Raw genomic sequence first — 258 nt, 5'->3', positions numbered from 1 at the left:
TGATGGGAAGCAGGTTAATATTCCTGCACCGTCGTATGATGCGATGGGGGGACGGATCGCGGAAGGTTGTCCAACTGTTGGAATAGTTGGTTTTTGGCTCATAGAAGGTACTTAGGCAAATCCGGGTACGGAATTCAAGGGGTTGAGACGAGTGAACTTGTTCACGAAGCAATCGGAAGTGGTTCCAAGAAAAGCCTCTAAGCTTCAGTCATACGAGACCGTACCGCAAACCGACACAGGTGGGCGAGATGAGTATTC

At 49.6% G+C, this 258-nt stretch carries 1 rRNA gene; it reads left to right on the top strand.

What is annotated here, in order from left to right:
* Positions 1–258 (top strand): 23S ribosomal RNA (locus GCN78_RS29075); the annotation flags it as partial.

This window comes from Janthinobacterium rivuli, from assembly GCF_009208735.1.
Classification (GTDB): Bacteria; Pseudomonadota; Gammaproteobacteria; order Burkholderiales; family Burkholderiaceae_D; genus Janthinobacterium.
Note: the sequence above shows the minus strand (reverse complement) of the source record. Positions and strands in the feature narration are given on the sequence as shown.